Source organism: Chelatococcus albus, assembly GCF_030067675.1.
GTDB lineage: Bacteria > Pseudomonadota > Alphaproteobacteria > Rhizobiales > Beijerinckiaceae > Chelatococcus_A > Chelatococcus_A albus.
The window spans coordinates 257,200-282,819 of record NZ_JASJEV010000004.1; the positions used below are offsets into that span (position 1 = coordinate 257,200).

Sequence of the window (25,620 nt, forward strand, 5' to 3'; positions counted from 1 at the left end):
CATTGCCCGGAGCTTCGTTGATGGTTGCAGTTTGCAAGGGTTGCAGGACGAAGCAAGCTTCCCCTTGACAGACAAACCATCGCCTTGTTGGCTATGGCTGCGGTGTTCCGTGCCTTTTCGGCCGTTTTCCGCCTTTTCCCAAGATTATACTGCCTTCATTGCGCGGCAAAGGCTGGCGGAGATCCGCAATTGGTGGTGCTCCCGCCCCCGTCCGCGCCCTCCTTGTGCAGGTGCCGCGGCCTGCGCATCCGCGCCGGAGGCGATTGACCCATCGCGAAAGGGACGTGCAGAAACACCAATACCGTGGTGGCGCCGGCGCTATTCGCCGTAGCGGCCGAGTCGCTTGAGGTCGACGACGGCGAGGCCGCCGTGCTCGATGCGCACGAGGCCCGCCGCCTCCAGATCCTTCAGGCTCTTGTTGGTCACCTGGCGCGACAGCCCGCAGAGGAGGCCGAGCTCCTCCTGGCTGATCTCGAGAAAACTGCCGACGCTCGGGTAGAGCACCGGGTTGAACAGCCAGGCCACGCAGCGCGCCACGCGCGCCGGGGCGTCGAGCATGCGGTCATAGCCGATGAGGGCGATGAACTGTCCGAGCCGCTCGTTGAGCTGGCGCACGAGGAAGCGGTTGAAGCCGACGCTATGCTCGAAGAGCCAGCGGAACGTGGCCCCGTTCATCATCGCCAGGCGCGTGTCGCGCAGCGCCACGAGATCGTACTGGCGGGCCTCGTCCTTCAGCACCGTGCCCTCGCCGAACCATCCGCCGGACGGCACGCCCGCGAAGGTCACCGCCTTGCCCATGTTGGAAATGGTGCTGACCTTGACGAGGCCGGAGACGACGCCGAGCCAGGCGTCGAGCCGGTCGCCGCGATGGCAGATGTAGGAGCCCTTGGCATAGGTCTTCTCGACGATGCCCCGACACGCCCGTTCGCACTCCTCATCGCTCAGTTCGCTTGCCCAGGTGGCGATGCCTTGCAGTCGGTCGGAGGAGATCACCAGCACAGTCCGAAGTTGCGAGCCGAGTACCGAGCGCGCGATCCCGGCGGCACAGGTCCGGATCGCGCGCGGCAGTATGCTCAGGAGGGGCGGCGGCACTCAAGCCCGCTCTCCATTGGACAGCCACGCCTTTGGGAGGAGACGACGATCCGAGGCCTGCGCGAGACTTGCGGTCGGCCGTGGCGGATGCGAGGGCTGTGACCGCCCGCCGCACGGCCGACACCGCCCGTTGCGACAGGAACGCCCTCAGAATCGTGGAGATCCGCATGCTCGACGCCGCCCGATCGACCCTCCTTCTCGTCGACTTCCAGGCGCGGCTCATGCCGGCGATCAGCGGCGCGGCGGCCGCCATCGCCAATGCGCAGCGCCTCGCCGCGGCGGCGCACCTTCTCGGCGTGCCGATCCTCGCCACGGAACAGAATCCGGCCGGCCTCGGTGGCACCGTGGATGAACTCGCCGGCCGCGCCGACACCACCGTCGCCAAGACGAGCTTCGACGCGAGCGCCGGGACGGGCCTGACCGGCCTGCTCTCCCCCGACCGCGCCAGCATCGTCGTCGCCGGCTGGGAAGCCCACGTCTGCGTGCTGCAGACGGCGCTCGGCCTCGCCGCGAAGGGCTTCGCGCCTGTCATCGTGCAGGACGCCGTCGCCTCGCGCCGGCCGGAAAGCAAGGCAGGCGCCCTGCAGCGGCTCGCCCATCACCGCATCGAGATCGTCACGACCGAGATGGTCGTCTTCGAATGGCTGCGGGACTGCACGCATCCCGCCTTTCGCGAGGCGCTCGCGCTGGTCAAGGACGGTCCGCGGGAGGCGATCGGCTTCCTGCGGCGCGGCTGAACCTTCAACCGCGTCGTCAGGCCGGCACCCGCGCTATTCCGCCGCCACGGCGAGCGGGTGCTCACCGGCGCGGAAGCGGGCGATGAGGTCCGCCTCCTCGCGCTTCGCCTTGTCGAGATGGCGCAGCTTGACGTGGCCGAAGCCGCGGATCTTCTCGGGGATCGCGGCGAGCGCCACGGCGAGCGCGTGGTTGTCCGCGTCGAGCTTCCCCAGGATCTCCTCGAGGAGCGCCTCGTAGTCGGCGATGAGGCGGCGCTCCATGCGCCGCTCCTCCGTCCGGCCGAAGGGGTCGAGCGCCGTGCCGCGCAGGAAGCGGAGCTTCGCGAGCAGGCGGAAGGCCGTCAGCATCCTCGGTCCGAAGGTTGTCTTGCGCGGATTGCCCTGTGCGTCCCTGCGTCCGAGGATCGGCGGCGCGAGGTGGAATTCGAGCCGCAGGTCCTTGCCCTCGAAGGTCGCCCTGAGCTGGCGCTGGAAACTGCCGTCGGTATAGAGACGCGCCACCTCATATTCGTCCTTGTAGGCCATGAGCTTGAAGAGGTAGCGCGCCACGGCCTCGGCGAGCGCGGTGGAACCGGGCACGACCGCCGCTTCCTTCTCGCGCACGCGCTCGATGAGCGCGCGATAGCGCGCCGCATAGGCCGCGTTCTGATAGGCGGTGAGGAAGTCGACGCGGCGGGCAACGATCTCCTCCAGGGTGTGTGACAGGTGGCGAGCCGGCGTCGCCTCGCGCGCCGGCGCCGCCATCTCGTTGATCCTGGCGGGCTCGAGCGCGGCCCGGCGGCCCCACAGGAAGGCCTGCTTGTTCATGGCGACGGCCTCGCCGTTGAGCTCGATGGCCCGCTCGATGGCCGCCGCCGAGACCGGCACCTTGCCGAGCTGATAGGCGACGCCGAGCAGGAACATGTTGGCGGCGATGGCATTGCCCATGATGGCGTTGGCGATGCCGGTGGCGTCGATGAAGACGGCGCCCTCGCGCCCTGCCGCGTGGGCGATGGCGCGCTTCACGCGCTCGGCCGGCAGGGAATAGTCGGCGTTGCGCGTGAATTCGCCGGGATGCACCTCGGCGGTGTTGACGAGCACCGTCGTCTGGCCCTGGCGCACGGCGGCGAGCACCTTCTTGGTGCCGGTGACGACGAGGTCGCAGCCAAGGATGAGGTCGGCCTCGCCGGCAAAGACGCGGATGGCGTGGATATCCTCCGGCCGGGCTGCGAGCCGCACGTGGCTGTAGACGGCGCCGCCCTTCTGGGCGAGGCCTGCCATGTCGATCATGCCGCAGCCCTTGCCCTCGAGATGGGCCGCCATGCCAAGGATGGCGCCGATGGTGACGACGCCCGTGCCGCCGATGCCGGTGACGATGATGTTCCACGGCTTGCCGGGCGGGAACTCCGGCAGCATGGGCTCGGGCAGGCTGCCCCAGCCCCCTGCATCCCGGGCGGCCGGAGCGGCCGCCTTCTTCACCTTCGCTCCGTGCACGGTGACGAAGGAGGGGCAGAAGCCGTTGACGCAGGAGAAGTCCTTGTTGCAATTCGACTGGTCGATCTGGCGCTTGCGGCCGAACTCGGTCTCGAGCGGCTGGACGGAGACGCAGTTCGACTTGACACCGCAGTCGCCGCAGCCCTCGCAGACGAGCTCGTTGATGATCATGCGCTTGTCGGGATCGGGGAACTCGCCCTTCTTGCGCCGGCGGCGCTTCTCGGCGGCGCAGGTCTGGTCGTAGATCATCACTGTCACGCCGGGGATCGCCGCAAGCTCGCGCTGCACCGCGTCGAGCTCCTCGCGGTGGTGGAAGGTGATGCCTGCCGGCCACTGGATCGAGGCCGGGTACTTGTACGGCTCGTCGGACACGAGCGCGATGCGCTCGACGCCCTCGGCCCGCACCTGCCGGGCGATCATGTCGACGGTCAGCCCGCCCTCGTGGCGCTGGCCGCCCGTCATGGCCACGGCATCGTTGAAGAGGATCTTGTAGGTAATGTTCGTCCTGGTCGCGACCGCCCAGCGCAGGGCGAGCACGCCCGAGTGGTTGTAGGTGCCGTCGCCAAGATTCTGGAAGACGTGGCGGCGGGTCGAGAACGGCGCCTCGCCGATCCAGTTCGCCCCCTCCCCGCCCATCTGGGTGAAACCCTCGGTGGAGCGCTCCATCCACTGCACCATGTAGTGGCAGCCGATGCCGGCATAGGCGCGCATGCCCTCGGGCACGACGGTGGAGGAATTGTGCGGGCAGCCCGAGCAGAAGTGCGGCACGCGGGTCGCGACATCCTTTGTCTCGGCAAGGACCGTCTGCGCCTGGCTGATGCGGGCGACGCGCTGCGCGAGCTCCTCGCTCGGATGGTAACGCAGGAGCCGTTCGCCCACGGCGATGGCAATGTCGTTCGGATCGAGGGCGCCCTTGACGGGGAAGAGCCAGTTGCCCGCCTCGTCGCGCTTGCCGACGACTATGGGCTGGTTGGCCGTGCCGTAGAGCTCCTCGCGCACCTGGACCTCGATGAGCGAGCGCTTCTCCTCGACGACGATGACCATGTCGAGATCGCGCGCGAAGTCGAGGAGGTCGAGGCGACCGATGGGCCAGGGGCAGGCGATCTTGTAGAGACGCAGCCCCACGTCGTTCGCCCGCACCTCATCGATGCCGAGGTCCTCGAGCGCCTGGCGCACGTCGAGGTAGCTCTTGCCGACGCTCACAACGCCGACCTTCGGGTTGCGGCCGCCGGACGTGATGATCCTGTTGAGCTTGTTGGCGCGCACGAAGGCGAGCGCCGCCTCGCGCTTGAACTCGTGCAGGCGCGCTTCCTGCTCGAGGATGTTGTCGCCGGGCCGGATGTTGAGGCCGCCCGGCGGCATGACGAAGTCTTCCGGCAGGACTATGCCGAGGCGGTCGAGCGAGCCGTCGATGACAGCCGTCGACTCCACCGTGTCCTTCATGCCCTTGAGCGCCACCCACGTGCCGCAGAAGCGGCTCATGGCGAAGCCGTAAAGACCGTAGTCGACGAGTTCCTGCACCCCGGCCGGGTTGAGGATCGGCACCATCATGTCGACGAAGTTGAACTCCGTCTGGTGCGCCACAGTGGAGGATTCGGCCGTGTGATCGTCGCCCATCAGGGCCAGCACGCCGCCGTGCCTGGAGGTGCCGGCCATGTTGGCGTGACGGAAGACGTCGCCCGCGCGGTCGACGCCCGGGCCCTTGCCGTACCAGATCGAGAAGACGCCGTCGTACTTGCCCTCGCCACGCATCTCGGCCTGTTGGGTGCCCCAGACCGCTGTCGCGGCCAGGTCCTCGTTCAGACCCGGCTGGAAGAGGATGCTCGCCGGATCGAGGAAGCGCTTGGCGCGCAGGAACTGCTGGTCGAGGCCACCGAGCGGAGAGCCGCGATAGCCCGAAACGAAGCCGGCCGTGTTCAGCCCGGCACGGCGATCGCGCTCACGCTGCATCAGCATCAGGCGGACGATCGCCTGTGTGCCGGTGATGAAGATACGATCCTTCGCAAGGTCGTACTTGTCGTCGAGTGCGACGTCCTTCAGCGCCACGGCCTTTTCAGCCATCGCGGTTTTCCTCCGGTGGCGCTCTTTGCGGCGCTCGTCGGCCGGGTTGTCCCGGACTGGGATTGAACTTGGGGTTGAATTTGGGGTTGAACTTGGGCGTGCAGGTCGGCGCACAATTATGTCAGCAACGCTGACATATCCCGCCTCCTCCGTCAACGAATTCCAAACTACCTTCCTGCGCGACGGAGTGATGGAGCAAGGCGGGCAACACCTGCGCCTCGCTTTCGCCGCACTGATGCGAGAACGCTCGCGAAGGTCGGGACGCGCGTCAGGGGTTCCTTAACCCTGTGCGGCCACCGTTCCCACTGGGCCGTCGCGCCCCGCGCACGGATAGAGCCATGCAAGCCTCGCCCCTCCGCCGTTTTGCCAGTACTGCCGCGAGCCTCGCCGCGTTGGCCGCGGCAGGTCCCGCCCTCGCGCACCCGCACGTCTGGGTGACCGTGAAGAGCGAGATTGTCTACACGGCCGAGGGCAAGGTCAGTGGCGTGCGGCATTCCTTCGTCTTCGACGCCGCCTATTCGGCCTTTGCCGTGCAGGGCCTCGACAGGAACGGCGACGGCAAGCTCTCGCCCGACGAGCTCGCCGAGCTCGCCAAGGTCAATGTCGAGTCCCTCAACGAATACGGTTATTTCACCACGGCAAAGGCGAACGGTGCCAAGGTGCAGTTCAGCGATCCCGTCGACTACGGGCTCACGTACGAGAACAAAGCGCTGAACCTGACCTTCACGCTGCCGCTCAAGACGCCCGCCTCCGGGCGGGCTCTGGCGCTCGAGGTCTATGACCCGACCTATTTCGTTGCCTTCGCCATGGCCGAGGGAGATGATGCCGTGAAACTCGCCGGCGCGCCGCAGGGCTGCGCCAAGACCGTGACGCGGCCGAAGCCGGTCGACCCGGCCCAGCAGCAGAACCTGTCGGAAGCCTTCTTCGAGGCGCTCAACGCCTCCTCGGCCTTCGGCCAGCAGTTCTCCAACCGCGTCATCGTGGCCTGCCCGTGAGCCCGACGACCGCCGGTCCGGAGACCCTGCCACGCGGCGGGAGCCCGACCGCCCGTCTTGCCGTGGCGCTCGCGGCGCTCCTCGTCGTCGGCGGTCTCGTTGCCCTCCTCGGCTGGCTGGCGGGCCTTTCCACGCCCGTGCCGCCCCCCGCGCCCAAGAACCCCTTCGGCACGGGGCTGCGCGAGGCGGTGCCCGCAGCGACCGGCCTCGGCGGTTTCATCCTCGCCGTGCAGTCGCAGTTCTACCGGGCGCTGACCAGTGCGGTCGCGGCACTGAAGCAGGACGGCGCGATCTGGCCGCTCGTCGGCATCGGTGTCGCCTACGGCGTCTTCCACGCTGCCGGCCCCGGCCATGGGAAGGGGCTGATCTCGGCCTATCTCGTGGCGAGCGAGCGCTCGCTGAAGCGCGGGCTCTGGATGAGCCTCGCCGCGGCGCTGCTGCAGGCCGCCGTTGCCATCGCCATCGTCGCCTTATTCGCGCTCGCTCTCGGCGCGACAGCGCGCAGCATCAACGCCACCGCCCATACGATCGAGCTCGTGAGTTTCGGCGCAGTGGCGCTCGTCGGCGCGGTGCTCCTGTGGCGCAAGGCGGGCAAGTTCCTCACCGTGCGCGCCATGGCCCGCGGTGTGACGCCCGCACGGGCAGGCGCCTGCGACGACCACTGCGACCACGTGCACCTGCCGCCGCCCGACACGATCGACCGCATGAGGAGCTGGCGCGAGGTGGCGGGTGTCGTCGTTGCCGCCGGCATCCGCCCGTGCTCGGGCGCCATCATCGTGCTCGTCTTCGCCCTGTCGCAGGGCCTCTTCGCCGCCGGGGTGGCCGCGACCCTCGCCATGGCGCTCGGCACGGCGCTGACCACGGGCGCGCTCGCAACGCTCGCCGTCTTCGCCAAGGCCTTCGCGCTGAAACTCGCCGGCGGGCGTGGCCTCGCCGGCACCGTGGCGGTGACCGGTCTCGAAGTGCTTGCGTCGGCCTTCGTGCTGGTCCTCGGCCTCGCGCTTCTCGCCGGCCTGCGCGCGAGCGGCCTGCCGAGCTGACACAAGCGCTCCGGCTAGTCTTTCGCCAGCGGATCGTTCTCAAGGAGGATCGGCTGGCCGTGCGGCGTCGCGTGCGCGGCGCGGTCCCAGGCCTGCCGGCGTGCTTCGAGCGCCGCCGCGCTCGACACGCCCTTCTCGGCAACGAGCTGCTCCAGCGCCTTGAGCCAGTGGCGATAGTAGCTGTCGCCGAGGTCGGGATCTCCGACGGCCTGCGCGCGGCTGATCTCGGCCGAGAGCGCCGCCGCCCATTCGGCCCAGGTGAAGACGCCGCGCTCGTGGAGCGTCACCGCCATGGCGAAGGCCTGCGCCTCCCACGGCTCGCGGAACACAGGCCCCTCGTCGTCGCGCGGCAGCGGGGCCACGCCGCAGACCGCGGCGGCAATGTCCTCATGCCGGCTCAAGATAGCTCTCCCAGGCGTCGACGGAGACGGACAGCACCGGATCGGCCTCCTCGCCCCACAACTCCCGGCCGCCGAAGCGCACCACGTAGAGCCATTGCGGATGCTCGCCCTTGCCGTGCGCCATCGTGTCGGGGAAGACGAAGACGCCGTGAATGCGCTCGACGACGCCGGTCCGGCCCCGCACATAGCGTGGCAGGCGGGTATGGCCCACCGGATGCATGACCTTGGCGCGTACCCGCTCGCCCACGGCAAAGCGCGCCGGCGCCTCGGCCGGACGGTCGTACTGCGTGCCCCGGGCGAGCACGGCCGGCACGTCCGCAGCGGCGAGCACCCGCTTCACGGGCTTCCCCGGCGACAGCGCGCGCCCCTGCCGCAGTTCTTCCGGGCTGACGAGGTCATGCGCCACGAGGAGCTTCTCGAGCCCCTTGATCCAGATCTCGTAATAGCTCGAGGCGAGATAGTCGGCCGGGTGCAGCGTTTCGCGCGCGTGGCGGCTCGTGTCGATGCTCCACATGCCGGTGGCACCCATGGCAAGCGTCACGGCGAGTGCGCGCTTCTCCCATTCGGCGTGGAAGCGCTCCTCCTCCGGTTCCGGCACGATCGGGCCGAAGCCCATCATGCCGCCGAGGTCCTGGGCTCCGTTCACGGCCTGACCTCCTTCGGATCGCGGGCAAGTCCGGTGCCGATCATGGAATCGCGCGTGACGAGCGCGGCGAGCTCGTCCTCGCTCCAGCCCTCGGTGCCGGCCGGGCGCATGGGGATGACGAGGTAGCGGGTCTCGGCGGTGGAGTCCCACACGCGGATCTCCGTCGTCTCGGGCAGCGTCACGCCGAAATCGGCAAGGACGCCGCGCGGATCCATGACGGCGCGCGAGCGATAGGGGGCGGACTTGTACCAGACCGGCGGCAGGCCGAGAACGGGCCAAGGATAGCAGGAGCACAGCGTGCACACGACCATGTTGTGCGTCGTGGGCGTGTTCTCGACCGTCACAATATGCTCGCCCTGCCGGCCGGTGAAGCCCAGCGACCAGATGGCCGCCGTCGCATCCTGCCGGAGCCAGTCGCGGAAGGCGGGGTCGGCCCAGGCCTTCGCCACGACCTTCGCGCCGTTGCGCGGACCGATCTTGGTCTCGTAGGTCTCGATGAGCACGTCGAGCGCCGCGGGGTCGACATAACCCTTCTCGACGAGGATGGACTCGAGCGCCTTCACGCGCAGGGCCATCTCGGAGAGCTCGCTGCCCTCGTGCTCGTGGCCGTGATCGTGCCCGTCGTGGTCATGACTGCGATGGTGATGTTCGGCGTTCCGGTGGTCGTGCATGGCGGGCCGTCGTCTTTCGCTGCTCGAGCGTCGGCGCACTCTATCCCTGCAGGCAGCCGCGGGACAGGCCCCGTTCGCGCATGCCGGGGCCCCCTGCACGCCGCGGTTCACGCCCCCAGGGCGAAGCGCGCGAGGATGCGGAAGCGCTCGTGTGGGCCGGCCTGCCGGAAGATCGTCAAGGCGTCGATCGTCACGGGCCCCTCGGGCACGGCCGCGGCGTGCAGCGCCGCAAGCCCCGCATGGGCTCGCGTGAGCTCCGCATCCCGGAGGCGCCCCGTCAGCGTCATGTGGAAGCGGAACTCCTCGAGCACGTAGGGGTAGCCGTAGCGATCGAGATAGACGCGCTGGCGCTCGCTCAGCCGCTCGGGCCGGCGCCTGGCGCGCTCCTCCTCGCTCGGCGGCGCGCGGAACGGCTCGAAGGCCTCCACGGTCGCACGCTCAAGCGCAACGAGCGCGGCCGTCGGCTCCGGTTCGGGTTCGGTGAGCGCCAGGAAGCCGCCCTCGGCAGGATGGCGCCCGACGGGCGTGACCGCGAGGCGTGGCAGCGTGAAGGCCGAATGCGCGGCGGCGAAGTGCGCCATGGCCTCGACGAGCGAGGCCTCGGTCCGCCCCTTGGCGAGCCGGAAGGGCGCCTTGATGGTCGCGTGGAAGGCGTAGCGTCGCGGCTCCTCCGTCAGGGCGCGGAACGTCGCGGCGTCGAAACCCGGCGGCCGGGTCTGGGGCACGTCCGTGCCGCTCGCCCCGTCATAGCCGATGACCGAGGAGCCGAAGCGCCAGAGAGCGCTGTCGGCGGGAGGGGCGAAATAGATGGCATAGCGAGCGGCGGGCATGGCAGAGGCTCGTCCTGGGAAGCGAAGCGGGCCGGCGATGGAGGACCGCTGCATCGCCGTGCCCCTCGACAGTTTGATGACGCGACTGCCCTCAGGCGACGCGCACGGCAGCAGCGTCGGCGAGCCGCAGCGCGAGCCCGACGAGGGTGCGGTCGCAGCCCGGACGACCGAGAAGCGACAGGCCGAGCGGAGCGCCGTCCTTCATGGCGACGGGCACCGTGATCTGCGGGAAACCGCTCAGGCCGGACAGACACAGAAGATGCAATGCCTGCGTGCGGAAATCTTCGAGCGCTCCCTCCGAGGCGGAGAGAAGGGGCGCGACATCCGGCACCGTGGGCAGCACCAGCACGTCGCCACCGTTGACAAGGCGCCCGAGATGGGCGCGGAAGACCTCGCGCACGCGTCCGGCTTCCTCGACCTCGGCGTCCGTAACGCCGCGGGCATAGGCGAAACGCTCGGCGACGCCCGGGCCGAGGGGCGGCGCATAGCGCTCGATGAAGGCCCCGTCCGCTTCCCAGGCCTCGCGGCCCTGCAGGCGGCGGAAGGTCCAGTAGAGCTCCTCGTGGCCGCTCACGGTCTCCTCGAGCGCACGCATGTCCTGCAGGCGCAACGAGGCGCGCGTCAGGGCGGCCTTCAGAACGCGGGCCGCCTCTGGGGTGGCGCGGGCGAAGAGGTCTTCCGCCACGAGGAGCGCCGGCTCGTCGGTGAGCGGAGCGGGATCGTCGCCGAGGAGCACCTCGGCCACCGCCTCGAAGGTTGCCGCATCGCGGGCGAAGAAGCCCGCCGTATCGAAGCTCGGCGCGAGCGGCAGACAGCCGTCGAGGGAGAGGCGCCCGTGCGTCGGACGGATGCCGAAGAGCCCGCAATAGCTTGCCGGGGCGCGCACGGAGCCGCCGGTATCGGTGCCGAGCGCGATATCGGCGAGGTGGCCGGAGACGGCCGAGGCCGAGCCGGAGGAGGAGCCGCCGGGAATGCGCTCCGGCGCGGCGGCATTCACCGGCGTGCCAAAATGGGCGTTCTTGCCGTTCATCGCGAAGGCAAGTTCGTCCGTCACCGTCTTGCCGACGAAACGGGCACCGGCGTCGAGGAGCTGCTGCACGAGCGGCGCCGTCGTCTGCTTGATGCCCGAGCGGACGAGCATCAGAGGGTTGCCGCCGCTCGTCGGATAGCCGGCGACGTCGTAGAGATCCTTGACGGCGAGCCTGAGCCCGGCGAGCGGCCCCTCCGGCGCATGCGCGACAGGCACTTCGGGATAGGGCATGAAGGCATGCAGGTGATCGTCATGCATCGCCGGTTCCTTGCAGCTTGATCGTCATGAACGAATGAAGGCTCACAGGCCCGCCGCCGTCCCCGTGCCGCGCGGGTCGTGAGCCGCCTCGACACGGCCGCGCGCATGGCGGAGCACGAGGCCGCCGCACCCGAAGGGTGGCACCGTCGTGTCGCCCTGCTCCACGGCATGGCCTGCACGCCGCAGCGCGCGGACCACTGACGGATCGGCCGCCTCCTCGACGGCGAGGATGACCGTCTCGCCGGCCGCATCCGGCCGCAGGCACCAGCGCGGCGCGGCGAGCACCGCAGCCGGTTCGTCGCCGGTCCGCAGGGCGGCGATGAGCTGCACGACGACGTCCCCGCGGTCCGCGCTCGCGCCACAGGCCGTAACGCGGCCGTCGTCCCAAGCGACCACCGCAGCATCAAGCACGTCGGGCGCTCGGCCCGGACGCAGATGTTCTGCGGCAAGGGAATGGAGCGAGAAGGCCCCCGCCCAGCCTTGCCAGAGCATCCCCGTGCACGGCAGGACGCAGCCCGAGCCGAACGGAGCGCCGAGCGACTGGCTCAGGCCGACGACATTGCCGGCCATGTCGGCGGCGGCGATGAACACGCCCGATGCCGGGAACGGGACAGCCGGCGGCGGTGCGCCGACGCCCTCCGCCGTGATGCGCGCGGCGAGCCGGTCGAGATCGAGGCCGGCGAGAGGCGCGGGCACCTCTGCCTCGGCCGCCGCTCGCAGCGCCCGCTTGCGCGCCTCGACGAGGGCGTGGATGCCGACCGCGTCGCGCGCTGCCCTCGGCGCGAGCCGATCCCGCAGTCCGGCCGTCGAGGCCAGCACCATCCCGCGCCGCGAGCGCGCGACGTGCAGGGTCGCGCCATCGAGGGCGGCGGCCTCTGCCTCGCGCGCCTCGGCACGGCAGGTTTCGAGATCGCGCCGCGTCACCGGCGCGCCGAAACGCTCAAGATCGACAGCGAGCTCGCGGCCGACGTCGCCCCGATGGAAATCGGCGAGGCCGGCATGGGCGAGATGGTCGATGACGGCAGCGAGTGCCGGCTGCGTCAGGGAGCGGCGGACTGCCGGCGGCTTTTCCCCGTTGAGGAAGGTCTCGGCGAAGCCCGGGGCCTCGCCGAGGGCGGCAAGGTCGACGCGCGCCGCCGCCTCAAGGTCTGGCGGGACGGCCACGCCGGTGCGTGCGTGCTGCAGGGCCTCCGCCAGCAGCATGTCGAGCGGCATCCTGCCCCCGAGATGGCGGGCGAGGTCCAGCGCCACGGCCCAGCCCGCGACGGCGGCGGCCACCGTGAGCGCCGCATGGCCGCCGCGCCGCGGCAAAGCCTCATAGCCCATGGCGCGGTAGCGATCGGCGGTGGCGAGAGCGCCGGCGGGGCCGGCGGCGTCGATGACCCAGGCCCGGCCCGAGGCGGCGCGCACGACGAAGAAGGCATCGCCGCCAAGACCGTTGAGATGCGGCAGGACGACCGCGCTCGTCGCCGCCATGCCGAGCGCCGCTTCGAGGGCGTTCGCCCCTGCGGCCAGAAGATTGCGGCCCGTTTCGGCAACGAGCGGATGGGGCGCCGCGACGGCGGCGGAGGAGAATGTCGGCGTGTCGAGCATCGGATGCGGAGGCAAATCGGGGCGGCGCATCCTTGCATGGGGAGGCGCCTTTGAGGTAGTGCGTGAAACGCACCCCGGGCGGCGGGGCCTGCCGCGCGCCGCCCGCTGCCGCCGCGAAACCTGTCCGGAAGGAGTATCCGTTGGCCGAGACCGCGCACACCCGCTTCAACCTGCGCAACTTCATCACGCTCGTCTGCGTGACGATCCTCGTGGGCACGGAAGTGTTCGGCGTGGCCTTCGCCGCCGGCTGGGCGCTCGCCGGCCTGTTCGAGCTCGGCACGACGGTCGAGTACATCTTCATGGCGGCCTTCGGCCTCGTCGGCCTGTGGCTCATGAAGTCCTTCGTGCACAAGGCCTTGCAGGTCGAGCCGATCAACGAGCGGGTGTGAGCCCCCGCCAGCACGGTTTCATCACGACCGGATCGGCATCCGCGGGCAGGAGTTCGTCCATCGCCCTGCAGCCGGACCGCGTGCACACCCGCCAGTCCGCCGTCGCGCCCGAGCGACGCAGGATGACCTCGCCGAGCGGGGGCAGATGCGGCGTCCAGCGCCACGCGCCACCGGTGAACCGGGCATCAGGCGGCGGTTCCATGCCGGCGCCGGATCCGCGCACGCGCGCCTCGCGGAGGACGAGGCCCTGCGCCGTTGCCGCCCAATCCTCCTCCCAGGCGGTCTTCTCGACCGAATGCGTCCAGGCGAGCGTGGCGGCATCCACGCCGAGGCGCACGACGAGCGCCCCGGCGACGAGGCAGAGGCTCACGCAGCCCCCACCGGCGACGGATGCCGCCGCGTCCGCCACACGTGGATGCCGATCGCGAGCGCGGCAAGCGCGAAACCGATCTCGTCCGTGACGGGAAGGGCGACGACGAGGAAGAGCGCGGCAGCCGTCGCCAGCAGTCGCTCCCACCAGGGCATCGCCGTCAGCACGTAGCCGACCGCCCCCGCCCCCCAGAGGCCGACCGAGAGCGTCGCCTTCAACGCCACATAGGCGACGGCGACCCAATAGCCCGCGCCGTCGAGCCCCGCCACGGGCTGTATCATCAGCGCCGGGTCGTAGACGGCCATGTAGGGCACGACGAAGCCCGGCAGGGCGATCTTCACGGCCTGGACGCCGATCCTGAAGCCGGAGACCTTGGCCATCGGAGCGGCCGCGAAGGCGGCGAGCGCCACGGGCGGCGTCAGATCCGCCATGATGCCGAAGTAGAAGACGAACATGTGGCTGACGATGAGGGGCACGCCGAGCTTGAGCAGGATCGGCGCCGCCAGCGATGAGGTGATGATGTAGTTGGGGATCGTCGGAATGCCCATGCCGAGGATCAGGCTGAACACCATGGTGAGGACGAGGGCCAGGAACAGGCTGTCCTTGCCGATGGAGATGAGCGCGGTGCCGACGATGGTGCCGATGCCCGTCAGCGTCATGGTGCCGATCACGATGCCGACGAGAGCGCAGGCCAGTCCCACGGGCAGCGCCTGGCGCGCGCCGTCGCCGAGTGCGACAAGGCAGCCTGCGAGCGTCTCGCGGCCCTTCCCCGTGAACAGGCTCGCACCGACGAGCACGGCGACGACGGCTGTCACCAGCGCGACCGTCGCCCACAGGGATGCCGCGCACACCAGGGCGAGCGCGACCCAGAAGACGACGCGCAGCACCGGGATGGCGAGCCCCAGCGCGATTGCCGTGCCGAGGATGAGCACGACGGTGAGCGCGAGCCCGACCGCCCCCGCAAAGAGCGGTGTGAACCCGGCGAAGAGCAGATAGACGAGTGCAGCGAGCGGCAGGACGAGGAACCAGTTGTCTGTCAGTTCGCGCACAACGTTCGGCAGTTGCGCACGCGGCAGGCCGTGCAGCCCCTTCTTGCCGGCTTCCAGATGCACCGCCCAGTAGCAGGAGCCGAAGTAGAGCAGCGCCGGGATGATCGCCGCCGTGACGATGTCCGAATAGGGCACGCCGATGGTCTCGGCCATGATGAAGGCGACCGCGCCCATCACCGGCGGCATGATCTGCCCGCCCATGGACGACGTCGCCTCGACGCCGCCTGCGAAGGCCGGCGAGAAGCCGAAGCGCTTCATCAGGGGAATGGTGAACTGGCCCGAGGCGACGACATTCGCCACGCCGGAACCGGATACCATGCCCATCAGGGCCGACGACGCAACGCAGACCTTGGCCGGCCCGCCGCGCGAGGCGCCGAACAGGCCCATCGACAATTCGTTGAAGAAGCGGATGACCCCCGCCTGCTCCATGAAGGAGCCGAAGAGAATGAAGAGATAGATGTAGGTGGCCGAAACGAGCGTCGGCACACCGTAGATGCCCTCCGTGCCGAAGGCCATGTGCTCGATGACCTGCTCCAGCGAATAGCCGCGGTGGTCGAGCGGCGCCGGCAGGTAGTTGCCGAGCAGGGTGTAGGCGAGAAAGCAGCCCGCGACGATCGGCAGGGCCGGCCCCATCACCCGCCAGATGAGCGCGAACAGCACGGCGATCGCGAGAATGCCGACGACGAAGTCGGCTTGCGTCAGTTCGCCCGCCCGGTTCACGAGTTCGTAGTAGAGCGCCCAGTGATAGAGTCCGATGAGGAAGCCCGCGGCTCCGATCCCCCAGGAGAAGAGCCTTCCGAAGCCGCGCCCGCGGTGCACGGCGAGCATGCCGCCGGAGACGAGGCACAGGAACCCGACATGGACGGCCCGCACGATCTGGCTCGGCACGCCCCCGGCGAAGCGGGCCAGGATAAGATAGCTGACCAGAAGCGGCACGAAGGCCAAGAGCGCCTCGCGCACGCTGCGGCCCCGCGCAGCATCGGCTGCGATCTTGCCCGCCCAGAGGCCGAAGGCCGCGCCGGTCGTGCGAATGAGGTCGACGCCGGGCAGGAAGTCGCGATCGAGCGGAATGCCGAAGGCCGTGACAACCTGGAAGACGGAGAAGGCCACCGCGATCCAGAAGAGAAGCCGGCCGGCAAAGCCCTCGCCGAAGCTCTCCGGCAGGCCGTGTTCGGGATTGGCGGCAGGCGGGAGAAGAGCCTCGTCCTTCGCCCCGGCCGGCGTGGCGGTTCCCGCAGCCTGCGTCATGGCATTCGCTCCCTCTGAAGAATGTTGTCGTTGCAGGCGTCTTTCACGAGAAGGCTGGGCAACGCAAGTGGCCCAATCCGCTATCGCACGCTTCACGGCGTGCGATAGCGCCAGGCTGGGCCCTGGGCCCCGCTTCCCCCACCGTTCCGCCGACGCCCGCCGCGGCCGGGTTCAGCTCTTGGGGCTGATGCCCCTTTCCTTGAAGTAGCGTTCGGCTCCCGGGTGCAGCGGCACCGGCATGCCTTCGAGCGCCTTGTCGAGCGTGATCGCCTTGGCGGCGCTATGTGCCGCGGTGAGCGCGTCGAGATTCTCGAAGATCGACTTCGTCATCTGGTAGGCGAGGTCATCCTTCAGGTCCGAACGGGTGACGAGGTAGTTGACGACTGCCGCCGTCTGCACGTCGGCGGCCTGCCCGCTGTAGGTGTTGGCCGGGATGACGCCCTTGATGTAGGGCGCGCCGATCTTGTCGACGACGGCGGCGGGGATCTCGACGACGACGATGTCGACGGAGGTGGCGAGGTCGCGAATCGAGGCGACGCCGAGACCGGCCGACTGCAGGGTCGCATCGAGCTGCCGGTTCTTCATCAGCTCGACGGACTCGCTGAAGGGCAGGTATTCGACCTTGGCGAGATCCTTGTAGGAGAGCCCCGCCCCGGCGAGGATCGCGCGGGCGTTGAGTTCGGTGCCGGACTTCGGCGCGCCGACCGACAGGCGCTTGCCCTTCAGGTCGGCGAGGGTCTTGATGCCGGAATCCTTCGAGGCGACGACCTGGATGTAGTTGGGATAGATGGCGGTGACGCCGCGCAGCTTGTTGAGCTTGGCCTTGAAGCCGGCTTCCTCGTCGCCCCTCCAGGCGAAGGCGAGGCTGTCGCCGAGCGTGAAGGCGATCTCGCCCTTGCCCTGCTGGAGCAGATTGAGGTTCTCGACCGAAGCCTTCGTCGCCTGCACCGACGGGCGGCTGCCCGGGATCTTTTCCGTGTAGATCTTCGAGAGGGCGACGCCGAGCGGATAGTACACACCGGAGGTCCCGCCGGTCAGCACGTTGATGAAGTCCTGCGCGGCGGCGGGCAGGCTTATCGCGACGGATGCCGCGAGCGTGACGAGGCCGGCGAGCCGGCGCAGGTGGGAAAGCTGCATATCATCCTCCCTTTGATGTTCGTGCAGAAGACGGCACGACACGCCGCCTCGCGTCGGCAGCGAGTATCCATGGCGGGCGCCATTGCTCAAGTGCGCCACGGCCATCGTTGCGACACGATTGACAGGGAAAGGACCGCGGCTAACGTCCACCGCTTCGTCTTTCCAAGGGATCGACCACCCACGATGATCGACCGCCGCACCTTGCTGACTTCGGCGGCCGCCACGGCCGCCCTCGCCGCCCTGGGCTTTTCTCCCGCTGCCCTCGCGGCCGAGAAACTGAAGCTCGGCGACGCCAAGGCCTTCTCCTTCGACACCCTGGTGGCGCGCGCGAAGGAGCTCGCAGCCAAGCCCTACGTGGCGCCGAAGCGGCCGCCGGCGGAGATCCTGGAGCGCATCGACTACGAGGCGCACGGGAAGATCCGCTTCAGGACCGAATATGCCCTCTTCGCCGACGGGCCTGGTCCCTACCCGGTCACCTTCTTTCACCTCGGCCGTTTCTTCCAGACGCCGGTGCGCATGCACGTCGTCGCTGAGGGCAAGGCGCGCGAGATCGTCTACGAGGACGACTATTTCGACATGCCGGCCGACAGCCCGGCGCATCTCCTGCCGAGGAACGCGGGTTTCGCCGGCTTCCGCTTCCAGGAGAGCCGGCTCGGCGACCAGCAGAAGCTCGACTGGCGCAAGAACGACTGGGTCGCCTTCCTCGGCGCCTCCTATTTCCGCGCCATCGGCCAACTCTATCAGTATGGCCTGTCGGCCCGCGGCATCGCCGTCGACGTGGCGGTGGCCGGCGCGCCGGAGGAGTTCCCCGCCTTCACCCACGTCTACTTCGACACGCCGGCGCCGAATGCCGACGCGGTGACCGTCTATGCCCTCCTCGACGGGCCGAGCCTCGCGGGCGCCTATCGCTTCGTCATGCGCCAGGGCGAGGGCGTGCTCATGGACATCGAGAAGGCGCTGTTCCTCCGCAAGGACGTGGCGCGCCTCGGGCTTACGCCGCTCACCTCGATGTTCTGGTACTCCGAGACCGTGAAGCAGACCGCCGCCGACTGGCGGCCGGAGGTGCACGACAGCGATGGCCTCGCCCTCTGGACGGGCGCGGGCGAGCGCATCTGGCGCCCGCTCAACAACCCCCCGCGCACCATCGCCTCGGCCTTCGGCGACGAGAATCCGCGGGGCTTCGGCCTCTTGCAGCGCGACCGCAATCCCGACCACTACATGGACGGCGTCTACTACGAACGCCGCCCGAGCCTGTGGGTCGAGCCCCAGGGCAAGTGGGGCAAGGGGGCGATCCAGCTCGTCGAGATCCCGACCGACGACGAGATCCATGACAACATCGTCGCCATGTGGGTGCCGGCCGAGCCTGCCAAGGCGGGCTCCGCCCATCGCCTGAGCTATCGCCTCTACTGGCTCGCCGAGGAGCCCTTCCCGACGCCCCTCGGCCGCTGCATGGCGACGCGCCTCGGCAACGGCGGCCAGCCGGGACAGCCGCGTCCCAAGGGCGTGCGCAAATTCATGGTCGAGTTCAAGGGCGGGCCGCTCGAGAAGCTGCCCTTCGGCGTCAAGCCGGAGGCGGTGCTGTGGGCCTCGCGCGGCAGTTTTTCCTACGTCTTCACCGAAGCGGTGCCGAACGACGTGCCCGGGCATTGGCGAGCCCAGTTCGACCTCACGGTGACCAGCAACGAGCCGGTGGAGATGCGGCTCTACCTCAAGGCCGGCGACCAGGTGCTTACCGAGACCTGGCTCTATCAGTACCACCCCTTCGGCGCCTGAGCCGTTCTTCGCTCCTGCGGCGCGCCGCGCTCGCGCGCCGCAGGGGCTGGCGCCGGCGGGATGTGATGTTATATTAGAACGCAACATGAGCCACCCGCACCGCCATCACGCCGAAGCGGCGCAGCCGACCCTGTCGCTGCTGCGCCTTTCCGCGTGGACGCGCCTCGCGGGGGCGACCGTCCTTCTCGCCGTCCTCTGGGCGGCTGTTCTCCTCGTCATCCGGTGACCATGAGCCTCTTCGCCGCCAAGCGCCGTTCCGGCGCCATCCGCTTCGAGGACCTGACGCTGGGCTACGACCGGCATCCGGCCGTGCACCATCTCGACGGAGAGATCGCCGCCGGTAGCCTCACCGCGGTCGTCGGTCCCAACGGGGCGGGCAAGTCGACGCTGCTCAAGGCGATCGCCGGAGCGCTCAGCCCGCTCGACGGACGCATCCGCATCGGCACGGGCGAGAAGCCGCGCATCGCCTATCTGCCGCAGGCCGCCGACATCGATCGCGCCTTCCCGATCGCTGTCTATGACCTCGTAGCCATGGGCCTCTGGGGTCGCTCCGGCCTCTTCGGCGGGATCGGCCGCAAGCAGCAGGCGGCCATTGGAGAGGCGATCGCCGCCGTCGGCCTCACCGGGTTCGAGCGCCGCGCGATCGGCACGCTCTCCGGCGGGCAGATGCAGCGTGCCCTCTTTGCGCGCCTCCTCCTGCAGGACGCGGCGATCATCCTGCTCGACGAACCCTTCACGGCCATCGACGCCAGGACGACCGCCGACCTTCTCGACCTCGTGCGGCGCTGGCATGCGGAGGAGCGCACCGTCGTTGCCGTGCTGCACGACATGGAGGTCGTGCGCCGCGTCTTCCCCGAGACGCTCCTCATCGCCCGGGAGCCCATCGCCTGGGGCGAGACGGCGAGCGTGCTGACGCCGGAGAACCTGCTCGAGGCCCGGCGCATGATCGAGGCCTTCGACCCGCACGCGGCGGTCTGCGAGAAGGCGGCGGCGTAGTCCCCCAACCCCGCGGAAGGGGATGCTTCCATGCTCTACGACGTGCTGATTGCGCCCTTCGCCGATTTCGACTTCATGCGCCGGGCCCTCGTCGGCATCGCGGCGCTTGCGCTCGGGGCGGGTCCCATCGGCGTCTTCCTCATGCTGCGACGCATGAGCCTGACGGGTGACGCGATGGCTCACGCCATCCTGCCGGGCGCTGCGGTGGGTTATCTGCTCTACGGCCTGTCGCTGCCGGCGATGACGCTCGGCGGCCTTGTCGCCGGCTTTGCGGTGGCCCTGCTCGCCGGCGCCGTCGCTCGGGCGACCGAGCTCAGGGAGGATGCCTCGCTCGCGGCCTTCTATCTCGTGTCGCTCGCGCTCGGCGTCACCATCGTGTCGCTCAAGGGCTCCAACGTCGATCTGCTCCACGTCCTCTTCGGCACGGTCCTCGCGCTCGACGACGCAACACTGCTCCTGCTCGCCGGCGTTGCCACCATCACCCTGATGACACTCGCCCTCCTCTACCGGCCGCTGGTGCTCGAATGCGTCGACCCGGGCTTCCTGCGCTCCGTCAGCCGCGCGGGGGCGATGGTGCACCTCCTGTTCCTCGCCCTCGTCGTGCTGAACCTCGTCGGCGGCTTCCACGCCCTCGGCACGCTGCTTGCCGTCGGCATGATGATGCTGCCGGCCGCGAGCGCGCGTTTCTGGACGGCCGACATCACGCGCCTGACGCTGGTTGCGACGCTCATCGGGATCGCCTCGGGCACCGTCGGCCTCCTCATCTCCTACCACTTCGGCCTGCCGGCCGGACCGGCCGTCATCCTCGTGGCGGGCGGCGCCTACCTGTTGTCGCTCGCGCTTGGCCCGGTCGGCGGGCTGATGCGCCTCCTGCTTCCCGTGCGTCATCTGGAGGCCTGACCCGGCGACCGATCACGCTGGTGTCATGATCTTGCCGCGATGCGTCGCGCATAATGATATGTTGTAACGTAGCAATTCTCCGCCGCCGGGACCTCGGGCGGTCGTGCTGCAGGAAAGGATCGTCATGCTCTCGCGTCGTACCATGATCGGCACCATCGCCGCGCTCGCCGCACTGGCGGCGGGGCCCGCACTGGCGCAGCAGGAACGCATGCCCGTCGTCGCCACCTTCTCCATCCTCGGCGACCTCGTGAAACAGGTCGGCGGCGAGCGCATCGACCTCGCCGTCCTCGTCGGCCCGAACGGCGACGCGCATGTCTATTCCCCCTCCCCCACGGACGCGAAGAAGCTTGCCGCGGCCAAGGTCGTCTTCGTCAACGGGCTCAAGTTCGAGGGCTGGATCGACCGGCTGGTGAAGGCCTCGGGGACGAAGGCCATGGTCGTCGCCGCCGCGAAGAGCGTGAAGCCCATCGAGGCGGCGGAGGAAGAGCACGTCCACGATCACGGGAAGGGCGACGACAAGAGCCATGATCACGACCACGGCGGCTTCGATCCCCACGCCTGGCAGGACATCGCCAATGCCAAGCTTTATGTGGCGGCGATCCGCGACGGGCTCGCCGCGGCAGACCCGGCCGGCCGGCAGGTCTACGAAGCCAACGCCAAGGCCTATCTCGACAGGCTCGACGCCCTCGACGCCGAGGTGAGGGCGGCGCTCGCCGCCATTCCCGAGGCGCAGCGCAAGATCATCACGGCGCACGACGCCTTCGGCTATTTCACCCGCGCCTACGGCGTGCAGTTCATCGCGCCGCAAGGCGTCTCGACCGAGGCCGAGGCCTCGGCCAAGGACGTCGGCAGGATCATCCGCCAGATCAAGGCGCAGAAGATCAAGGCCGTCTTCCTCGAGAACATCAGCGATCCCCGCCTCGTCGAGCGCATCGCCAAGGAGACGGGTGCCAGGATGGGCGGGCGCCTCTATTCCGACGCCCTCTCCGAGCCTGCGGGACCGGCAGGGACTTACATCGACATGATGCGACACAATATAAGGACGCTGACAGCGGCGCTGACGAGCTGAGAGGCGGGTCGATCGCACCCGGCGGAGGAGAGGTCTCCGCGGGGCGATTTCCCCCTCGGGCCCGGCGAGGCGCGGCCCGACGATCCGAGCGTCCCGGCAACCGACACGGCCGCCGGGATTTGTTCCTTCAGTGGATGACAGCATGTCCGACAAGATTCCCGTCACCGTGCTCACCGGCTATCTCGGCGCCGGCAAGACCACGCTGCTCAACCGCATCCTCACCGAGCCGCATGGCCGCAAGTTCGCCGTCATCGTCAACGAGTTCGGCGAGATCGGTATCGACAATGACCTCGTCGTGGGCGCGGACGAGGAAGTGTTCGAGATGAACAACGGCTGCATCTGCTGCACCGTGCGCGGCGACCTGATCCGCATCATCGAGGGCCTGATGAAGCGCAAGGGCCGGTTCGACGCCATTATTGTCGAGACCACCGGCCTCGCCGATCCGGCACCGGTGGCCCAGACCTTCTTCGTCGACCAGGACGTCTCGGAGAAGACGAAGCTCGATGCCGTCGTCACCGTGGCCGATGCCAAGTGGCTCACGCAGCGGCTGAAGGATGCGCCGGAGGCGAAGAACCAGATCGCCTTCGCCGACGTGATCGTCCTCAACAAGACCGATCTCGTCACGGCCGACGAGCTGACCGAAGTGGAGGGGCGCATTCGCGCCATCAACCCCTACGCCAGGCTTCACAAGACCGAGCGCGCGGCGGTGGCCATCGACGAGGTGCTCGGGCGCAACGCCTTCGACCTCGACCGCATTCTCGATCTCGAGCCCGCCTTCCTGGAGGACGACGACCACCACCATGGCCACGACCACGACTGTGGCCCGGGATGCAACCATGCACATCACGACGGCGGCCTGAAGCACTACCACGACGAGGACATGCAGTCGGTGGCGCTCACGATCGCCGGCGACGTCGACCCCGAAAAGTTCCTGCCATGGGTCAACGACCTCGTGCAGCGCGAGGGGCCGAACATCCTGCGCTCCAAGGGGATCCTCGCCTTCAAGAACGAGCCCAAACGCTTCGTCTTCCAGGGCGTGCACATGATCCTCGACGGCGACCTGCAGGGCGACTGGAAGGCGGGCGAGCCCCGCCAGTCGAAGCTCGTCTTCATTGGCCGCAACCTCGACGAGACTGCCATCCGCGACGGCTTCCTGGCCTGCGCCGCATAGGATGATAATGATGGCGTGCTCCCGGACCTCCCGTCCGGGAGCCGCAAACGGAGCCCGCCCGCCCCGTCGCGGCGGCCTTCATGCCGGCGCGTTCCCTCTTCGGCCCGCTCACCCCCGACCGATGGCTGCTCCCACGCTCACCTCCCTCACTGATCACGTCGCCCCCCTCGCGGCGGGTGCGCATGTCACCGCCGCAGCCTGGCTCGGCGACACCGCGGCCTTTGCCCTCGGCGACGGCGCCGTCCTGCTCGTAAACGGCGGCGGGGAGAGCCGCGTCGCGGCCCACCCCGACGGCGCCGTGCTCGTTGCGGCGAGCGGCGGCGAACGCCTGCTCACGGGCGGCGACGACGGGCGCGTGGTGGCGACGCGGGCGGACGGCACCATACAGACGCTCGCCGACGAGAAGGGCCGCTGGATCGACGCCCTGACGACCACAAAGACGGGCGCCGTTGCCTGGAGCACGGGCAAGCGCGTCACCGCCCGGGACGAGAAGGGCCGGACGCGCGGCTACGAGGCGCCGAGCACGGCGCAGGGGCTCGCCTTCGCGCCCAAGGGCTATCGTCTCGCCGTCGCCCACTACAACGGCGTGAGCCTCTGGTTCCCGAACACGGACGCCAGGCCCGAGGATCTCGCCTGGAAGGGCTCGCATCTCGACGTCACCTGGTCGCCCGACGGGAGCTTCGTCGTCACCTCGATGCAGGAGAACGCGCTGCATGGCTGGCGGCTTGCCGACAAGAAGGACATGCGCATGTCCGGCTATCCGGCGAAGACGCGCTCCTTCGCCTGGTCGGCGGACGGCGTGTGGCTGGCCACGTCGGGGGCGGACGCCGTCATCGTCTGGCCCTTCGACAAGGAGGGGCCGATGGGCCGCGCCCCGCGCGAATGCGGCGTGCGCCACGCCAAGGTATCGCGCGTCGCCTTCCATCCCAACGCCCTCGTGCTGGCTGCGGGCTACGAGGACGGCTGCATCCTCCTCATCCGCCTGACCGATGCGTCGGAACTGCTGGTGCGGCGGGCGATCGAGGGCGGCGAGAAGGGCCGCCCGATCACCGCGCTCGCCTGGGACAAGCCCGGTCGGCGCCTCGCCTTCGGCAGCGAGGGCGGCGCCGCCGGCATCCTCACGCTGCCCTGAGCACAGTCCCGCGCCGCCGCGGGCCCCTTCCTTGACGCGGATCAAGGAAGACGCCCCGCCCGCATAGTCTCGTCCGCGCGATTGTTCGATCACCAGACCATATGGAGATAACGATGAAACTCGGCTGGCGCGCGGCCCTCGCTCTGGTCGCAACCGCAACGGCTGCCGGCTTCGCCGCCGCGCGGGAGCCGGCCGCGAAGCACCAAGGCCATGTTCCGCCGAAGGTCGACCTCGGTGCCGTCGCGACGCCAGATATCGCGACGGTGCCGGATACGCCCGAAGGCAGGGCGATCAAATACGGCTACGAGCTCGTGACCGCGACCTACGCCCACATCGGGCCGGAGGTCGCGCAGACCGAGATGCGCTATGCGGGCAATAATCTGACGTGCCAGAGCTGCCACCTGCAGGCTGGCGCGCAGGTCTACGCCATGCCCTATGTCGGGGTGTGGGGTGCCTTCCCGCAATACCGCGCCCGCGAGAACGAGGTCTCGACCCTCGAGGAGCGCATCAACGGCTGCATGATGCGCTCCATGAACGGTAGGCCGCTGCCGCACGACTCGCGCGAGATGAAGGCCATGCTCGCCTATATGAAGTGGCTGTCGAGCGGCGTGCCCGTGGGCGCGAGCCTCGTCGGCGCCGGCACCCTCGCCATCACGGAACCGGCCCGGGCGGCCGATCCGGCGCGCGGCGCGGCCGTCTACGCCGAGACCTGCGCCGCCTGTCACGGTGAGAACGGCCTCGGGCTGCGCAACGGCCGGGCGGGAGACGCCAAAGGCTATCAGTTCCCGCCGCTGTGGGGGCCGGACAGCTACAACACAGGCGCAGGCATGTACCGCCTGCTGACCGCCGCGGCCTTTATCAAGAACAACATGCCCGTGGGCACCACCCACGCCGCGGCTGCGCTCTCGGACGAGAACGCCTACGACGTGGCCGCCTTCATCAACAGCCAGCCGCGGCCGGAGAAGGCCGATCTCGACAAGGACTTTCCCGACCGCCGCAAGAAGCCGGTCGACGCCCCCTTCCCGCCGTGGATCGACGGTTTTGGCGCGGCGCAGCACAAGTATGGCCCCTTCGAGCCGATCCGCCGGAAGCTGCGGGAACTTGACGCCGCAGCGGCCGGACCGAAGGCCCCCTGAGGCAGCGCCGGCGGCGCCACGCTGCCGGCCGCGGGCCCATGCCTGCCAAGATACTCGCGTAGCGAAGGGACGGGTCTGGAGCCGATTCGCGCCGCCCGGCGTCGGGGGCCCGGGCGTCAAAGCCAAGGAGGGGTGCGCATGGCACGTTTCGGCCTCTTCCGCGCCAGCCGGCCGAAGGGCGACACGGCGGCGCTCGGGCGCGTGAAGATCTGGGTGCGCGACGCCCTGGCGCTGCCTGAGGACGTTGCGCTGGCAGTGAACGAGATCGTCTGCGCCGACCCCGCCTGCCCCGGTCTCGAGACGGTCGTCCTCGTCATGGAACCCGGCAAGAGGACGCGCGCGATCAAGTTCGCCAAGGGCGCCGAGGACGTGACCCGCGAAGACGTCGAGGTCGCTGTGGCGGACGGAGTGGAATGAGCGGGC

At 69.4% G+C, this 25,620-nt stretch carries 24 protein-coding genes; 13 read left to right on the forward strand and 11 right to left on the reverse strand.

The window, feature by feature from the left end; all coding sequences use genetic code 11:
* Positions 1 to 318: 318 nt before the first annotated feature.
* Positions 319 to 993, reverse strand: a complete 675-nt coding sequence (locus tag QNA08_RS08810; RefSeq protein ID WP_283740319.1) for a Crp/Fnr family transcriptional regulator — start codon at positions 991 to 993, stop codon at positions 319 to 321.
* Between the two features lie 197 nt (positions 994 to 1,190).
* Between QNA08_RS08810 and QNA08_RS08815 the strand changes: the two genes are divergently transcribed.
* A complete protein-coding gene (locus tag QNA08_RS08815; protein ID WP_340321863.1) occupies positions 1,191 to 1,829 on the forward strand; it encodes an isochorismatase family protein in 639 nt (212 codons plus the stop codon).
* 33 nt (positions 1,830 to 1,862) lie between these two features.
* Here QNA08_RS08815 and QNA08_RS08820 read toward each other — a convergent pair whose 3' ends face one another.
* Positions 1,863 to 5,363, reverse strand: a complete 3,501-nt coding sequence (locus QNA08_RS08820; protein ID WP_283740320.1) for an indolepyruvate ferredoxin oxidoreductase family protein — start codon at positions 5,361 to 5,363, stop codon at positions 1,863 to 1,865.
* A 338-nt stretch (positions 5,364 to 5,701) separates the two neighbouring features.
* On the opposite strand from QNA08_RS08820, the gene QNA08_RS08825 reads away from it, so the two are divergent.
* Together QNA08_RS08825 and QNA08_RS08830 are read left to right on the forward strand one after the other, a co-directional pair.
* Entirely contained in the window at positions 5,702 to 6,358 is a 657-nt protein-coding gene (locus tag QNA08_RS08825) for a DUF1007 family protein (RefSeq protein ID WP_283740321.1), read from the forward strand.
* Positions 6,355 to 7,398, forward strand: a complete 1,044-nt coding sequence (locus QNA08_RS08830; RefSeq protein ID WP_283740322.1) for a nickel/cobalt transporter — start codon at positions 6,355 to 6,357, stop codon at positions 7,396 to 7,398. Before QNA08_RS08825 ends, QNA08_RS08830 begins: the two co-directional genes overlap by 4 nt.
* 14 nt (positions 7,399 to 7,412) lie before the next feature.
* Here the strand turns inward: QNA08_RS08830 and QNA08_RS08835 are convergent, their stop codons facing one another.
* From QNA08_RS08835 to QNA08_RS08860, 6 genes are all read right to left on the reverse strand, one after another.
* Positions 7,413 to 7,802, reverse strand: a complete 390-nt coding sequence (locus QNA08_RS08835) for a nitrile hydratase accessory protein (RefSeq protein ID WP_422679884.1) — start codon at positions 7,800 to 7,802, stop codon at positions 7,413 to 7,415.
* Positions 7,786 to 8,445, reverse strand: a complete 660-nt coding sequence (gene nthB / locus QNA08_RS08840; RefSeq protein WP_283740324.1) for a nitrile hydratase subunit beta — start codon at positions 8,443 to 8,445, stop codon at positions 7,786 to 7,788. The genes QNA08_RS08835 and nthB overlap by 17 nt, the downstream gene beginning before the upstream one ends.
* Complete coding sequence (nthA, locus tag QNA08_RS08845; protein WP_283740325.1) at positions 8,442 to 9,116, reverse strand: nitrile hydratase subunit alpha; 675 nt, start codon at positions 9,114 to 9,116, stop codon at positions 8,442 to 8,444. The genes nthB and nthA overlap by 4 nt, the downstream gene beginning before the upstream one ends.
* Positions 9,117 to 9,223: 107 nt before the next feature.
* The gene (locus QNA08_RS08850) at positions 9,224 to 9,946 is read right to left on the reverse strand and encodes a DUF1045 domain-containing protein (protein ID WP_283740326.1); all 723 of its coding nucleotides are present in this window, start codon (positions 9,944 to 9,946) and stop codon (positions 9,224 to 9,226) included.
* 91 nt (positions 9,947 to 10,037) lie between these two features.
* Entirely contained in the window at positions 10,038 to 11,234 is a 1,197-nt protein-coding gene (locus QNA08_RS08855) for an amidase (protein WP_283740327.1), read from the reverse strand.
* Between the two features lie 42 nt (positions 11,235 to 11,276).
* Entirely contained in the window at positions 11,277 to 12,827 is a 1,551-nt protein-coding gene (locus tag QNA08_RS08860) for a gamma-glutamyltransferase (RefSeq protein WP_283740328.1), read from the reverse strand.
* A gap of 140 nt (positions 12,828 to 12,967) precedes the next feature.
* Between QNA08_RS08860 and QNA08_RS08865 the strand changes: the two genes are divergently transcribed.
* Positions 12,968 to 13,216 carry a hypothetical protein gene (locus QNA08_RS08865; RefSeq protein WP_283740329.1) on the forward strand — a complete coding sequence of 83 codons (249 nt, stop codon included), beginning with the start codon at positions 12,968 to 12,970 and terminating at the stop codon, positions 13,214 to 13,216.
* Here the strand turns inward: QNA08_RS08865 and QNA08_RS08870 are convergent.
* The 3 genes from QNA08_RS08870 to QNA08_RS08880 all read right to left on the reverse strand — a co-directional run bounded on the left by QNA08_RS08870 (position 13,200) and on the right by QNA08_RS08880 (position 17,020).
* Complete coding sequence (locus QNA08_RS08870) at positions 13,200 to 13,586, reverse strand: DUF1850 domain-containing protein (protein ID WP_283740330.1); 387 nt, start codon at positions 13,584 to 13,586, stop codon at positions 13,200 to 13,202. The genes QNA08_RS08865 and QNA08_RS08870 overlap by 17 nt on opposite strands.
* The gene (locus tag QNA08_RS08875; RefSeq protein ID WP_283740331.1) at positions 13,583 to 15,883 is read right to left on the reverse strand and encodes a TRAP transporter permease; all 2,301 of its coding nucleotides are present in this window, start codon (positions 15,881 to 15,883) and stop codon (positions 13,583 to 13,585) included. Before QNA08_RS08875 ends, QNA08_RS08870 begins: the two co-directional genes overlap by 4 nt.
* A gap of 171 nt (positions 15,884 to 16,054) precedes the next feature.
* Complete coding sequence (locus QNA08_RS08880) at positions 16,055 to 17,020, reverse strand: TAXI family TRAP transporter solute-binding subunit (protein WP_283740332.1); 966 nt, start codon at positions 17,018 to 17,020, stop codon at positions 16,055 to 16,057.
* A 183-nt stretch (positions 17,021 to 17,203) separates the two neighbouring features.
* Here QNA08_RS08880 and QNA08_RS08885 point away from each other — a divergent pair, with 183 nt between their 5' ends.
* The 9 genes from QNA08_RS08885 to QNA08_RS08925 all read left to right on the forward strand — a co-directional run bounded on the left by QNA08_RS08885 (position 17,204) and on the right by QNA08_RS08925 (position 25,614).
* The gene (locus tag QNA08_RS08885; protein ID WP_283740333.1) at positions 17,204 to 18,793 is read left to right on the forward strand and encodes an OpgD/OpgG family glucan biosynthesis protein; all 1,590 of its coding nucleotides are present in this window, start codon (positions 17,204 to 17,206) and stop codon (positions 18,791 to 18,793) included.
* 85 nt (positions 18,794 to 18,878) lie between these two features.
* Positions 18,879 to 19,019: a hypothetical protein gene (locus tag QNA08_RS08890; protein ID WP_283740334.1), complete on the forward strand. Its 141-nt coding sequence runs from the start codon at positions 18,879 to 18,881 to the stop codon at positions 19,017 to 19,019.
* 2 nt (positions 19,020 to 19,021) lie between these two features.
* A complete protein-coding gene (aztA, locus tag QNA08_RS08895; RefSeq protein ID WP_283740335.1) occupies positions 19,022 to 19,789 on the forward strand; it encodes a zinc ABC transporter ATP-binding protein AztA in 768 nt (255 codons plus the stop codon).
* 30 nt (positions 19,790 to 19,819) lie between these two features.
* Positions 19,820 to 20,689 carry a metal ABC transporter permease gene (locus QNA08_RS08900; RefSeq protein WP_283740336.1) on the forward strand — a complete coding sequence of 290 codons (870 nt, stop codon included), beginning with the start codon at positions 19,820 to 19,822 and terminating at the stop codon, positions 20,687 to 20,689.
* Positions 20,690 to 20,813: 124 nt separating this feature from the next.
* On the forward strand, positions 20,814 to 21,758 hold the full coding sequence (locus tag QNA08_RS08905; RefSeq protein ID WP_283740337.1) for a metal ABC transporter substrate-binding protein: 945 nt from the start codon (positions 20,814 to 20,816) through the stop codon (positions 21,756 to 21,758).
* 142 nt (positions 21,759 to 21,900) lie between these two features.
* On the forward strand, positions 21,901 to 22,929 hold the full coding sequence (locus QNA08_RS08910) for a CobW family GTP-binding protein (RefSeq protein WP_283740338.1): 1,029 nt from the start codon (positions 21,901 to 21,903) through the stop codon (positions 22,927 to 22,929).
* A 121-nt stretch (positions 22,930 to 23,050) separates the two neighbouring features.
* Positions 23,051 to 24,061 (forward strand): WD40 repeat domain-containing protein, encoded by a 1,011-nt coding sequence (locus QNA08_RS08915; protein ID WP_283740339.1) that lies wholly within the window; start codon positions 23,051 to 23,053, stop codon positions 24,059 to 24,061.
* Between the two features lie 113 nt (positions 24,062 to 24,174).
* A complete protein-coding gene (locus tag QNA08_RS08920) occupies positions 24,175 to 25,197 on the forward strand; it encodes a c-type cytochrome (protein WP_283740340.1) in 1,023 nt (340 codons plus the stop codon).
* A gap of 138 nt (positions 25,198 to 25,335) precedes the next feature.
* Complete coding sequence (locus QNA08_RS08925; protein WP_283740341.1) at positions 25,336 to 25,614, forward strand: hypothetical protein; 279 nt, start codon at positions 25,336 to 25,338, stop codon at positions 25,612 to 25,614.
* Positions 25,615 to 25,620: the final 6 nt, after the last annotated feature.